The following is a 13881-nucleotide window of genomic DNA, read 5'->3' as shown; positions in this document are numbered from 1 at the left end:
ATTAGTCGCTTGAGGTTAGCCGTTAATGAGCATTTACGACCACGATAACTAAGTTTAGTTTCGTGGTCGGCTTGCGCACTAGTCGCATGGTATTCACCCTTTAACCGGTGAATTTCATTAAAGATAGTAGTCTTACTAAAGCCCAGGTAATCAGCGATATATCGAAGAGATCGCTTTTCATGACGAAGCGTTTCGATGACAATGCGGTCTTCAAATGATAAGATAGTGGTGCCCATAAAGGTCCTTCTTTCTAATGGAATGTTGTAACGACACCATTAAAGACCTTTATGGGTTTTTCTGTCCACTAAAATGTTCAACTTAAATTTTACAATCTGCCTAAAAGAAAAGAAGTGAGCAAACAATCTTTCTATAATGAGTATTTAACAATACGATGGCGTATACTGAATGAGAATAGTATAGAAGGTGAGACAATGGAACTGACAGCATATCAACAAAAATTAGCAGCTTGGCTGGATGAATACCGGGATTTTGTCCCGGCACAGACTCGAATCAGGGTAGTGCAGCAAATCCTTGCAGCAATAAAACAGCATGAACTCCCAGGCCAATTAATTTCCTTGGAGTTTTCTGAAACAGAACTTGTGGATAATTTAGGGAAGTATCCGCAGTTACTAACATTTGAATCGGAATTATTAGATCTGCGCCAGCTCCTTGTGGAAAAGTTTGGCATATGGCATCTCTTTTCTCGGCGATGGGTGCAGGATTTGAAACATTTCATTAATGCTGAACAAACAAAGAGTTTAGAATTAATGGCAGGTAATGCAGTATTAACGAAGTTTGTCCCCAATATGCGTGCGACGGATAATTTGGATTGGAAAGGACAAGACAATGAACATCCCCATCCATGGACAACAGTGGAAAATAGCGATGCACTGGTGGCTGTTCAAAAATATTATCGAGTGGTGGATAACATTGTTTTGGCGTGGGCGCCTGACCAGGACGAAATTGATTGGCATATTCTCCAATTTTTGCGTCAGCAAAAGTGGGCTGGAAAATTTATTGTGATTGGGGAAAAGAATGGTGCAACTAATTCCAAGGCATTTTGGCAAAATAGCCACTTGACCCTGGTTGCAGAACTTAACCGCAATCATCCACAAGTAGATTTTATTAATGATCAAGTATTTTTAGTTAAATAAAAACGTGTGTCTTTTGATGAAATAATCATCTCACTGAAAGACACACGTTTTTAAATTAAAAATTGTTGTTTGCTGAGAGTGAAACTAATATTGAAAGGATCACTGTTCAAAACTTCCCCATCAGCTTGACCAAATTCAGAACTAGTAGTGGATAAGTCAATTTGATTGGCTTGGAAGTGGTGAAAATTGCGAAAACTGAGGTATCTATGCCCCGGAAGTAACATAGTTATGAACAGCCAGATGAACTTTAAGGTAGATTTTTTTTCGATGATAACTAAATCGAGTTTACCATCATTCATTTTGGCAAGGGGCATAATCGGGACACCACCACCGAAGTAAGGGTGGTTAGTAGTAGTTACCAAAAAAGCACGCTCATAAGTTTGGGTTTTCCTGTCGATAGTAGCAGTGAGTTGAAATGCGCGTTGCCTAAAAAAGGCATTGATAGCTGACAAAACATAACTAGAAATACCTAAGCGTACCTTATTTAAGAATTTCTTACTTGGCGCTCGGTTAGTTTGATGAACAACGCGGGCATCAAAGCCAATACCTAAATTATTCGTGAAAACGGCAGTAATATTGCGCGTTTTCTCGTAAAAAACACCAATATCAAGAGTGGTTGGATCAGTGGTAGTAGTGATCTTCTGTAATGCTGCAAGGGGATCTGCAGGAATGTTAGCCCCACGCGCAAAGTCGTTCCCCGATCCACAGGGAATATAACCGATAGTAACTTGAACACCAGCATGATGAAGACCATTCAATGTCTCATGGAGTGTCCCGTCACCCCCAACAACCACTAAGATAGTAGTTGAAGTCAGGTAGTGGGCAAGCTCCTGTGCGAGCTGGTACTCATGATGAGGATATTGAGTGAAATGAACAGAGTACAGTAGCTGCTGCTCATTTAACCAGTGACGCAACTGGGGCCACACCTGTTGCGCATGGCCACTGCCGGCTTCTGGATTAACAATGAAAAGATAATTGCGTTTCTTCACAGAGTTACTCCTTTCATTTTAATAGTTATGTCTTACATTATAGAACAATTTTAAATGAAAGGTAAAACATAAAAGTGAAGCATGGGAAATAAAAAACTATGGCTGTGGAGATAAGGTTACTTAAAAGTTACGGATTTATGGCGATGTTACAAAAAAGGCCGAATTTGTAACTTGCCTGGCAAGTGCCTGTTATATCCGAACATTATACTAAGAATGTGATTTAGTTAAAAAATAAAACTAGTTAATACTTAAACAAGTAAAAGAATTAAGGAAGGAAATATTACTATGGCAATGAAGAAAGTTTTAATGTCAGTAGCTGCTGCTGGGGGAATGTTTGTAGTTGGAACTTCTACGGCGCATGCCGATAACGTAACATATACTGTAAAGGCTGGCGATACCGTTTCTGAAATTGCTGAACACTTTGATACAACTGTTGCTAAGATTAAGCAACTTAATCAGCTAGAAAACGAAAACTTAATTCTTGTCGGCCAAAAGTTATTGGTAACAGGGGAACAACCTGTTAATACTACTAACGGAACCGCCAATAATACTTCCGCTAATACTGGTAACACGAACCAGGCGGCTTACCAAGCTCCAGTAACTCAAGCACCAAGTACAGCTACTGGTTCCGATGCTGAAGCTAAGGCGTGGATTGCTAGTCATGAGTCTGGTGGATCTTATACTGCATCCAACGGTAACTATTATGGTAAGTACCAATTGAGTCGTTCTTACTTAGGTGGTGATTATTCACCAGCTAACCAAGAATGTGTGGCAGATAATTATGTTGCTTCTCGTTATGGCTCATGGTCAGCAGCCAAGTCACATTGGTTAAGCCATGGTTGGTACTAAAATAATGTATCAGTTTATTAAATCAATATCCGAGTAAAAAAGACTGGAAAATAGCATTTTCCAGTCTTTTTTTACTCATTAATCTAGAAGCTAAACAGCTTATCGAGAAGATCATTTGTTATTACTAATTAAGGAACCTTTGATCGTTGAGTAACGCTATACGCTAAAAGGTTTGCAAGTTGACAATAATTAATCGCCATTAGTATCATAAAAGTGGATTTATAATATTATTTTAATTAATTCAATATGATGGCGCCTCCTAGTAATAAGTGGAATAAAGGAGTGAGAGAACATGGAAAATACGTTAGTGTCAGCAATCATTACAACTTACGGACGACCATTTTCATTAGTAAAACGCGCGATTGATTCTGTTCTCCACCAGACATATCCACATATTGAGTTGATCCTAGTTGATGATAATGGCAAGAATAGTTCTTTACATACAAAGTTGTCGCATCAAGTTAAGGCTACTTTTGGTGATCACGTCAAGCATTTGAGTAATACGCACAATCAAGGCGGGCAATTTTCACGAAATCGTGGTTTTTGGGAAAGTCGTGGTGAGTTTGTTGCTTTTTTAGATGACGATGATGTTTGGTTTCCTAATAAAATAGCAACTCAGTTGCAATTTTTTACTAATCAAGATATTGGCTTGGTGAGTTGTTGGGGCCGGAAGATTATAAGCCAAAATAATAAGCCTCCTAAGGTTGAAACATATAATTATCATTTCGGAAGTGATACGACTGACGTGAGTTTCGATGATTTAATGTTTATTAATTACATTGGCGGGACTTCGCGTCCTTTGATTCGCCGGGAAGTATTTGCTAAAAGTGATTTGTTTAGGGATGGACTTTTGGCATTCCAGGATTACGAATTATGGTTGCGAATCAGTCGTCAGTATCGATGCGTAATTGTGCCTCGTTTCCTAGTTGATCATTATTGGCACGATGGTCATCAGATTTCAAAGGATCATTATAAACGGTTTTGTGGGCAAAGATATATCTATCGACAATATGGGCATGAAACTACTTTGACCTGTAAATGGTATCAAATCCACCGCCTTCGTTATGAAGCACGCCAGTCTCAACTAGGGTTAAGAACTGACATTAAATATTATTTATGGGATCGGTTAAGTTTGATTCGGGCATGTCTCTTTGATACTGCTGAGCTTAGGCAACGGTTGAATCTGAAAAAGAATGGAAAGAAGGGGAACCGATGAAAATATGTTTTTGGGTTACTTCTGTGATTAAACTTGGTGGCGTTCAGCAAGTAACGCGAGTGATTGCTGGAGCATTGGCTAAAAAGCACGATGTGGTGGTTGTAACTGAAGACCGTATTGCTGACGTTGTCGCTTTTGATCCGAAATTTAGTCGCAAAGTTACATTGATTCGGAAGACGTATTCTTTTCATCGTCCCCGGATGGGAAATATCTACCGTTGGGGACGGATATTGAATAATAAAACAGGACTGTTAAATCACCAAGTTTTTTCTCCTTTGATGAAGTTGCTCTATTTTCCTCCGGCCCAACCATTGATAACGTTTTTTAATGAGCAAAATTTTGATTGGATAATTGGGGTGGAAGGATGGCGCAGTGTTCTTCTAGCGTGGTTAGCCCCTCATCTCCAAGCAAAAACCGCTGGATGGCAGCATGGCCGCTGTCAAAATTATTTCTATTTACCACGGCAATATTATTTTCAACGGCGCAGTCTATTTCAGCGATATTTAAAACAACTAGACACTTATGTAGTATTGGCGAGTGATGATGTGAAGACTATGGAGAATAACTTTCATTGTCAAGTACAACAAATTGTCAATCCTCGGACCTTTGTAAGCCCAATCAAAGTTCATTATGGAAGAAATTTATTAGCAGCGGGACGATTGGAACCAGTCAAAGGATATGAACGATTATTATACTCACTAGCGTATTTAAACCAATTGAATCCTGAATGGCAATGCGAAATTGCAGGCACTGGCTCACAGGCCAAAACCTTGACCACTTTATGCCAGCAATTAGATCTGGCAACGCAGGTTCATTTTCTGGGACGCGTTACAGAAATGCCAACAGTTTTTGCACGTAGCTCAGTGTTTTTGCTAACTTCGTATTGGGAAGGAATGCCATTAGTTATACTAGAAGCTTTGGAAATGGGGTGCCCAATAGTCACATTTGATATTCCAGCTATTAATGATTTGGTTGTAGATGGTTACAATGGAATCGTTGTTCCTCAGTCGGCCGGTAGTCAAGGCTTTGCCCAAGCCATTGCCTGGTTACTTGAAGATCAACAATTGTGGGAGAAGTTACATCACAACGCTCTGCAAGAAGCAACTAAATATTCGCTAGATAAAATAATTTCTAAGTGGGAAAGCCTTTTGCAAGTGGAAAGTGAATGACAGTAGGATCTTTGGTATACTTGTTATAAATAGATTAAGAGCAGTGTCCTTAACTAGTTATCCTAGTAAGGGAAGGTTTATAATCAAGACTGGAGTCGCAGGACTAAGGGGGCAATTATGGGCCTATCATTGATGCTAGTGTTGGTACTGTTGATCGTGATCGGTGTGATAATGCTGATTAGTGCCCGGACAATACGACAACGTAATATGTTGTTGATAAAGATTTTAATTCTGGCTATTGGAATTATTTGCCTAGGCGGAGGCAGTTACCTCTTATTTTATCTATTTATCAACGGAGCTTTATAGAAATAACGTAATCAGTCAATAATTGAGGTGGAGTTATGTATAAATATCATGAAGAAAAAGAAAATCTCCTGGACTTTTTAACTGAAGAATATACTTTATTTAAACGGCAACAAGACTTGTACGGAAAGTATCTCGAAATGGCAATTCCGCTTTCAGATTGTGTGGGAGAAATGACCCGACATGCAGGAAGTTATACTGCTATTCGCATGATGCAGGTTGCTAGTGAACGGGCCGGAGTAGACGAGGGCTTTCAACTAAATGATGATGACAACCAATTTGTGGTGGAGATGCATAATAGTTTAGTTGATTTTGTTAGTGATACTGTTATTCCTGATACAGATGATGCATTGAATAATTTTGCTGATCCAGACCAACTGGTATCTGTTTTAGATGATTTATTCCAAAATGCATTACAGACAGCATTGAAACCATTTCAATCAGATGACGAAGCACAAGCTGAATAACGAGCGAATTTAAATAAAAAAGGGGACGTAACAGAAAAAGTTACGTCCTTTTTCTATGCTATAATGTTGTTAAAAATAACGAACAAGTGATCGGTAGGAGGATAAGATGCGTTTTTTACACACGGCGGATTGGCATATTGGTAAACGCTTGGGTGACTTTTCATTACAAGTAGAGCAACAAGATGCATTTCAAAAAATAGTGGCAATTGCTCGGCAAGAACAAGTTGATGCAGTGGTAATTGCAGGGGACTTATACGACCGGAGTTTGGCTAGCGAAGAAAGTGTTCAGACTGTTAATGGGATGTTGGAATATTTAAACTTGCATGAACATTTGCCACTCCTAATAATTAGTGGAAATCATGATTCAGCTGTCAGGTTGAGTACTGGGGATAAGTGGATGCGACAAGCGGGGGTTCATATTGTAACTGACCTTGAAGATGCAATGAAACCAATTATCATTGACGATACGCAGTTCTTCTTATTGCCATATTTTGAACCGTATCAGGCACGTAATTTTTTTGCTGATCGGACAATCAAAACCACCCAGGATGCGGTTATCAAACTGGTGGCACAGATGCAAAAAATGTTTGATCCAACTAAAAAACATGTTTTAGTAGCGCACTTTTTTGCTGCTAATCAAGCCGGTAGTACGCAACAAAGTGAGGCGGTGGTTGGAGGGGTAGATATGGTAGCAACGGGTGTGTTGCAGCCCTTTGATTATGTGGCTTTGGGACATATTCACAATCCCCAAGCATTAACTGATGAAAAAATTAAATATAGTGGTACTCCCCTCATGTTTTCCACAGGCGAGATTACCCAAACTAAAGGCGTCCGAATTATAGATACGACACCCTTTAACAGTCAATTTATTCCACTGACGCCTTTGCATGCAATCAAGAAACTTACCGGGACGTTTGCTGACGTAACAAGTTTTGATCAGCAAGCTCAAGTTGAGAAAACAGATTATGTAGCGGTAGAGCTTACTGATCAGGAACCAGTAATGGATGCGTTTAATCGGCTCCATGCTGTTTATCCCCGATTATTTGAACTAACTCGCCGGCGTATTCGGCGCCACCCTCAGCAGAGGAATAATATTTCACGATATGTACATAGTGAGCAGTTAGATCCGGTAGTAGTATTACGTGATTTCTATCAATATGTCACGGGGCAACCACTCGCACCAGCACAAGAAAAGTGGGCATTAAAGGTTCGACAGGAGGTGGATGACAATGAAACCAATTAAAATACGGATGCAATATTTTGGTCCTTATGTGGATGAAACGGTTGATTTTAGTCGCTTTTTTGATAAGCCGGTATTTTTGATTGCAGGTAAAACAGGAAGTGGGAAAACTACTATTCTTGACGCAATAGTTTATGCTTTTTTTGGGGAAACTTCGGGTCAAGTGCGAGAAGGAAACCAGTTGCGAGCAAATTTTGCCGGACCAGATGAGCGCACTGTCGTGTCATTGGTTTTTGAACATCAGGATACAACCTACACTCTAATTCGCCAGCCTAAACAAGTTTTGCGAAAAAAACGCGGCACAGGAAATAAAGAATATGGTGAAGAGGTTAGTTTAACCTATTATGTAACTCCCCAAAAAGAAGTAACTTTGAAAAAAAGTGGACAAGTACGCCAGAAGATCTTGGCAATCCTGGGTTTGACAGCTGAGCAGTTTCGACAAGTAGTTTTGCTTCCACAAGAGCAATTTAACAAGTTTTTGTTGGCTGATAGTGATGAAAAAGAAAAAACATTGCGGACTATCTTTAGAACGGAAGCTTACCAACAGTGGAAAGAACAAATGGTGGATGCTGCTAAGAAAATGGTAACAACTTTGCAAAAACAGGAGGCACAGTTGGCGGCAATTAAAAGTCAGGTTGACCCCCAGGGTGACTTAGCCTTAGACAGCACAGACCATTGGCTCAATACTTGGAATGAACGAATCGCTGATCGGCAAGCAGATCTTCAAAAGCAACAAGCGAGAATAGCGGAGCAAAAACGTACAGAAAAAGAGTGGCAAGACCAACTAGTTACTTATCAACAAATCAATGATCGTCTCCAAGAATTACGGGATTTACAAACTCAATTGCAGAGCTTGCAAGCTGAGTTGCCACAAATGCAAGCTGATAAACAGCGAGTAGCATTGCTAGAGTGGGTTCAAACACAAGTTACAACATTGACTAGGCGAAATGAAGCGCAAAAACAATTACGAGAAGGGCAACAGCATCAGCAAGAACAGCAAGCCAGGATGGAAAAGGTAAAGCTTGCTTTAGAAAAATGGGCGCATAAAAATCACAAATTGAGTGAAAAAGAGCAACGAGCGGTCGCTTTAAACCAGTCTCAAGAACAATTACAAAACCAAGCCCAAATGTTACAGCAATTAGCTGACCTCGATGGGCAATTCTCCGAGTTGCAGAATCGATTGGTCACTGCCCAAAGACGTCAAACTGAGCTTGAGGATCAAGTGGTGATCATGAACGCAAACTTGCAACAGGATCTCCACCGACAAATAGAGTTAAGCGGACAGAAGGAAGACTTGGCGGTCAAAATAGTAGCTCAAGAACAGCGCTATTTCCAACTTAAACAAAGTGCTCAGAGTATTGGCACGCAAGCAGAACGATTGAAACATCTGCAAAAAGAAAAGAAGAATACACACAAGCGCATACTTCAGGCCAAACAAGAAGTTCAGCAAGCAGACCGTGTTTTCGCTGCCGTTAATAATGATTGGGTAGCTAAACAAATTGCCCAACTAGCTCAACAGTTAGAGCCAGGGACACCTTGCCCGGTATGTGGTGCCTTAGATCATCCGCGTGTGGCTACCACTCAGATAACGTCAGTGACAGAGGCAGACTATGAAAAAGCTCAGGCTGAGCGGGAACGAGCAGGCAATTATCTCCATCAGCAAGAAGCTATATATGCTCAGTTACAAGAACAAGTAACAAACCAAACGGCAGATGTAGAAAAGCTATTAAATCAGTTTACAGAAATGCTTCCCCAGGAAGTTACGGTTGAAAGTAATGCTGATTGTCAGGCAGTCTTGATGCAAGAGCAAACAGCGCTTGCTCAGAGCAAACATCAGGCAGAGTTCTTGGAAAATAAATTGGCTGATATTACTCAAAAGGTAACCCAAGCCACAGTGCAAAAACAACAGAATGAAACAGGACAAGCAACCATTGCAACGCAAATAACAGACTGGCATGAACAACAGCAAATAATTAATAACAAGCGAAATGAACTTCTACAACAAGTACCAGCAGGAGTACATTTAGCGACTATTGAACAACAAATCCAAGCAAATAAAGATTTTATTGCTCAAGTTGCTACTGCACGGAAAGCATTGGACCAAGAAAAAAATACATTAGATCAAAACTATTCAACTATCCAGGGCCAGCTTCAGATTTATCAACAACTCATTAAAGACAATGAAGCGGTTATTCACAAGTGTGGACAAGAGTTAGAACGAGCTGTTAGTGAAGCTCCGGTTGCAATGACGATTCGCCAATTAGAAGAATACACAGTAAACTTGGCAGGTTTGCCGCAACTGCGCGCCAAAGTGACAAATTGGTTTAATGACTATAATAATCGCCAGCAGCAGTATGCTAAATTGCAGGACCAGACAGCCGGGCAAAAGATGCACGATCTATCACCATTAAAAGAAAAATTGCAGGCATTGCGTACACAACAAGAGCAGTCCAATGTTATTTTGGGGCGGATGCAGCGTGACCTAACGGAGTATGAGCAGGTTTATACTCAAGTTAAGCAGCTGTGGGAAAATTTTAAACATAATGAAACGCAACAACGATTTATTCATCAGTTAGTTGAAGCTGTTGCTGGAAACAACCGGGACCACCACTTATCATTGGAACGGTTTGTTTTACAGCATTATTTAGAACAAGTTCTCCAAGTAGCTAATGAACGGCTACCACATTTACTCCAAGATCGGTATTATTTCACTTTGAGTAGTGAAGAAAGTAAATACCGTAAAACGACGGGCTTGCAAATTAATGTTTTTGATGAGTTTGTAGGAACAGAGCGTTCTGTATCTACGCTTTCCGGTGGTGAAGGATTTATTGCTTCTTTGACTTTGGCCCTAGCGCTGGGTGAAGTTATTCAGAGTCAGCACGGTGGACCACAAGTCGAAGCATTATTTATCGACGAAGGGTTTGATTCTTTAGACATCGGGGCCTTAAACAATGTCTTGGATAGTATTCGGATTATTGAAGGCCAGAACCGATTGATTGGTATGATTAGTCACGTTGAAGGGATGGAGGAAGAAATTCCTAATCAGTTGCAGGTGATCCAAGAAAACGGTCGAAGTCATATCCGCTACATGATTGACGGAGTTATTCAATCATAAGGAGGGATGTGAAGTGCAATGGAAAACACACATAACAACAACCTTGGCCTTAACGCTACCCTTGGTGGCCGCTAGTAATGAGGTTTCATGGATTAATGTTGGAGCCTTAGCGGTGGGTAGTCTTCTGCCAGATATTGATCATCCACAATCAGTTATTGGAAAGCGGCACAAAGTAGTTAGTAACGTAACACGCACCGCGTTTGGTCATCGCGGGATTACGCATTCGTTTATAGGTATTTTTGTAGTGTATGGGTTGATGCTATTTTTTCAAAAAAATTATCTTGCACCGCCAACTAAATGGTTGCCGTTTTGGTTGATTGTGGGATATCTTGCGCATATTATCGAAGATAGTTTTTCCTCACGCGGGGTTCATTGGACGTGGCCGTTTTTTAACAAAAAACGTAAACAACGTTTATTCATATATTATCGAACTGGAAGCTTGAGCGAGTATTTGTTGTTAGGTTTCTTTATGTGCTTAATAATTGTAGAATTATATCTCTTTTATCAGACAGCTTGGTCGCATATTATTCCCGTTGATGTACAAGGAAAGATAGGAATGTGGATCATGCGGATACAAACTATGCTGTATTTTTGATAGTTGTTTTTAAAAATTATAATATTAAATAATTGCTAATCATGAGTAAAAATAGTAGAGTGAAAGTAGTATTAGAACGTATTTAGAGCCTAGAGAAAGGAGACTTGCTAAGATGGAAAACCAAGCAACATTAGCACAAGCGGCAGCTAAATTACGGGCCAAACATGTCAAAAATACGCCTCAACGGCAGGTGATTTTATCTTATCTGATGACTTCTAAGGAACATCCTTCAATCAAGATGATTCACGAACACGTTGCTGCTAACGGCTTTAAGGTAAGTTTAGCAACGGTTTATAACACCTTAGAGATTCTCCAAGAAAAAGAATTAATAATTCAAGTTGCAGCTGACAGCGATGGACATATGCGGTATGATTATTATCAGAAACCTCACTATCATGTGATTTGTGTGCGGTGTAATAAAATCATCGACGTGTTTCATGATGGTTTCCAGGCGGTAGAGCAGGATGCTGCACAAGCAACTGGTTTTAAGGTTTACAATAGTCAGTGCGAAGTATATGGATTATGTCCTGACTGTCAAGCTGAATTAGCAAAATAACTTGTGACGTTGAAGTGGTACAGTAGGATGATGGTCCCTTTTGTCAGAGACCTGGTGGGAGCTGTAAACCAGGAAAAACCATTTATCTGAATTACAACTATGGAGTTGCGGCGGGTCATTCCGTTATCGATGACAGAGCGACTGGAGAACTATCTCCAGTAACCTGGGTGGTAACGCGGAAAATTTCGTCCCTAGTATCGATACTGATACTAGGGACTTTTAATTTATTAAGGAGGTACGAGTATGGCAAACATTCTCGAAGATCTAAAATGGCGGGAAGCCGTTAACCAAGTAACTGATGAAGAAGGTTTGAGTAAGTTATTAGATAAAAAAGCGGTTGGATTATACTGTGGAGTTGATCCAACAGGTGATAGTTTACACATTGGTCACTTGGTACCATTCATGATTCTCAAGCGTTTCCAGATGGCTGGAAATCGGGCCCACATTATCATTGGTGGGGGGACAGGTTCAATTGGTGATCCATCAGGCAAAAAGTCAGAACGGGTATTGCAAACAATGGAACAGGTACGGCACAATGAACAAGCACTAACAAAGCAAATGCAAAAATTGTTCGGTGCGGATAATATTACAATTGTTAACAATTATGAATGGTTGTCACAGATCAGCTTGCTAACGTTCTTGCGTGATTATGGGAAGTTATTCAACGTTAACACAATGTTAAACAAGGAAATCATCGCTAGTCGTCTAGAAGTTGGGATTTCATACACAGAATTCACTTACCAGATCTTACAATCAATTGACTTCTTACATTTATGGCAAACACGTGATGTACAACTGCAAATTGGTGGTGGGGATCAATGGGGAAACATCACTTCCGGGGTTGATTTGATTCACAAAACCGAAGGATCTAAGGCTGAAGCATATGGTTTGACTGTGCCACTGATGCTAAAGGCTGATGGGACCAAGTTTGGGAAAACAGCTGGCGGTGCTGTTTGGTTAGATCCAGAAAAGACTACGCCATACGAATTCTACCAATTCTGGTTGAACCAAGATGACCGGGATGTAGTCAAATTCTTGAAATACTTTACTTTCTTAAGTAAGGAAGAAATTGAAGCTTTAGCTGAAAAGGTCAAGACAGAACCAGAAAAGCGTGAGGCGCAACGGCGGTTAGCCCAAGAAGTGACCAAGTTTGTCCATGGCGAAGAAGCAGTACGGGAAGCAGAAAACATCTCTCAAGCTCTCTTCTCTGGCGAAGTAAAGAATTTAACAGCTCACGAAATTGAACAAGGGTTTAAGAAGATGCCAACGGTTGAAGTGCCAGCTGGTAAGGAAAATATTATTTTGTGGCTAGTAGATGTGGCTAAAATTGAAAGTTCGCGGCGTCAAGCGCGTGAAGATGTGAAGAATGGCGCTATCCGGATTAACGGAGAAAAGATCACTGATGTTGATGCAGAAATTGACACAGCTGCAGCATTTGATGGGAAATTTGTGATTGTTCGGCGGGGAAAGAAGCGTTATTTCTTAGCACGAGTAAAATAATTAATTATTAACAGGGAAAGGGAAGCTACTCTTTTCCTGTTTTTTGTTTAGATAATAAATACTGAGCGTGAAAAAGAAGAATTTTTTTGAAGTGATTTAACGAACAAACGGATAGTTTTATGTAGATATTCTTTGATAAAGCGCTTATTTATATGGCATTAAAACAATAGATTTGTTTAAAGTTCGGATTTGATGACCGTGGTGATTTTTGTGGATGCAAATCTTAAAAATAAGGGGTTGACGCTGGCGGTAAAAGTGGCTATAGTAATACATGCTGTTGATGCGAAACAAGTTGATTGTTGTAAAAGCTAAGTGATTGATTCAAAAAAGTGTTTGACATCGATTGATGGTTTTGGTAATATAATCAAGTCGCATCGCGATAAAGTAGATCTTTGAAAACTGAACAAAGTTTCGACAAATCAAATGTGTAGGGCTTCTTGCTAGACGCAAGAGCGAAACATTTGCGAATGTCAATTCGCTAGTAATTTTTACGAGTCTAATCGACTTAAGATTTTAAATCGAGAGTTTGATCCTGGCTCAGGATGAACGCTGGCGGCGTGCCTAATACATGCAAGTCGAGCGCATCGGCCCAACTGATTGAAGATGCTTGCATCCGATTGACGATGGTTTACCGATGAGCGGCGGACGGGTGAGTAACACGTAGGTAACCTGCCCAGAAGCGGGGGATAACACCTGGAAACAGATGCTAATACCGCATAGGTCATTTG

At 40.2% G+C, this 13881-nt stretch carries 13 protein-coding genes, 1 rRNA gene and 1 other annotated feature; of the genes, 12 read left to right on the top strand and 2 right to left on the bottom strand.

The features are described from left to right. A partial coding sequence (locus tag G541_RS09685; protein WP_155824556.1) for a helix-turn-helix domain-containing protein occupies positions 1-236 on the bottom strand: 236 nt, incomplete at its 3' end. Between the two features lie 195 nt (positions 237-431). On the opposite strand from G541_RS09685, the gene G541_RS0107680 reads away from it, so the two are divergent. Further along, positions 432-1154, top strand: coding sequence for a hypothetical protein (locus tag G541_RS0107680; RefSeq protein WP_027827060.1), 723 nt, complete (start codon positions 432-434; stop codon positions 1152-1154). Positions 1155-1204: 50 nt separating this feature from the next. On the opposite strand, the gene G541_RS0107675 is transcribed toward G541_RS0107680, so the two are convergent. Then, positions 1205-2143 (bottom strand): diacylglycerol/lipid kinase family protein, encoded by a 939-nt coding sequence (locus tag G541_RS0107675; protein WP_027827059.1) that lies wholly within the window; start codon positions 2141-2143, stop codon positions 1205-1207. A gap of 285 nt (positions 2144-2428) precedes the next feature. Between G541_RS0107675 and apf the strand changes: the two genes are divergently transcribed. From apf to G541_RS0107620, 11 genes are all read left to right on the top strand, one after another. Continuing rightward, positions 2429-2992 (top strand): aggregation-promoting factor, encoded by a 564-nt coding sequence (gene apf / locus G541_RS0107670; RefSeq protein WP_027827058.1) that lies wholly within the window; start codon positions 2429-2431, stop codon positions 2990-2992. Positions 2993-3284: 292 nt separating this feature from the next. Beyond that, positions 3285-4208, top strand: a complete 924-nt coding sequence (locus tag G541_RS0107665; protein WP_027827057.1) for a glycosyltransferase family 2 protein — start codon at positions 3285-3287, stop codon at positions 4206-4208. Continuing rightward, positions 4205-5377: a glycosyltransferase gene (locus G541_RS0107660; protein WP_027827056.1), complete on the top strand. Its 1173-nt coding sequence runs from the start codon at positions 4205-4207 to the stop codon at positions 5375-5377. Before G541_RS0107665 ends, G541_RS0107660 begins: the two co-directional genes overlap by 4 nt. A gap of 117 nt (positions 5378-5494) precedes the next feature. Continuing rightward, positions 5495-5683, top strand: coding sequence for a hypothetical protein (locus G541_RS0107655; protein WP_027827055.1), 189 nt, complete (start codon positions 5495-5497; stop codon positions 5681-5683). 35 nt (positions 5684-5718) lie between these two features. After that, positions 5719-6147, top strand: coding sequence for a hypothetical protein (locus G541_RS0107650; RefSeq protein ID WP_009552006.1), 429 nt, complete (start codon positions 5719-5721; stop codon positions 6145-6147). Between the two features lie 106 nt (positions 6148-6253). Further along, positions 6254-7390: an exonuclease SbcCD subunit D gene (locus tag G541_RS0107645; protein WP_009552005.1), complete on the top strand. Its 1137-nt coding sequence runs from the start codon at positions 6254-6256 to the stop codon at positions 7388-7390. After that, positions 7377-10502, top strand: a complete 3126-nt coding sequence (locus G541_RS0107640) for an AAA family ATPase (RefSeq protein ID WP_027827054.1) — start codon at positions 7377-7379, stop codon at positions 10500-10502. Before G541_RS0107645 ends, G541_RS0107640 begins: the two co-directional genes overlap by 14 nt. A 13-nt stretch (positions 10503-10515) precedes the next feature. Continuing rightward, on the top strand, positions 10516-11097 hold the full coding sequence (locus G541_RS0107635; protein ID WP_027827053.1) for a metal-dependent hydrolase: 582 nt from the start codon (positions 10516-10518) through the stop codon (positions 11095-11097). Between the two features lie 112 nt (positions 11098-11209). Beyond that, a complete protein-coding gene (locus G541_RS0107630) occupies positions 11210-11653 on the top strand; it encodes a Fur family transcriptional regulator (RefSeq protein ID WP_009551997.1) in 444 nt (147 codons plus the stop codon). Next, positions 11654-11849: a binding site (T-box leader), on the top strand. Positions 11850-11896: 47 nt separating this feature from the next. After that, complete coding sequence (gene tyrS / locus G541_RS0107625) at positions 11897-13153, top strand: tyrosine--tRNA ligase (protein ID WP_027827052.1); 1257 nt, start codon at positions 11897-11899, stop codon at positions 13151-13153. Between the two features lie 514 nt (positions 13154-13667). Further along, positions 13668-13881, top strand: a 16S ribosomal RNA gene (locus G541_RS0107620); the annotation flags it as partial.

The sequence above is a fragment of the Ligilactobacillus saerimneri DSM 16049 genome, from assembly GCF_000423265.1.
GTDB classification, from domain to species: domain Bacteria; phylum Bacillota; class Bacilli; order Lactobacillales; family Lactobacillaceae; genus Ligilactobacillus; species Ligilactobacillus saerimneri.
This window is presented reverse-complemented; position numbering and strand designations above follow the sequence as displayed.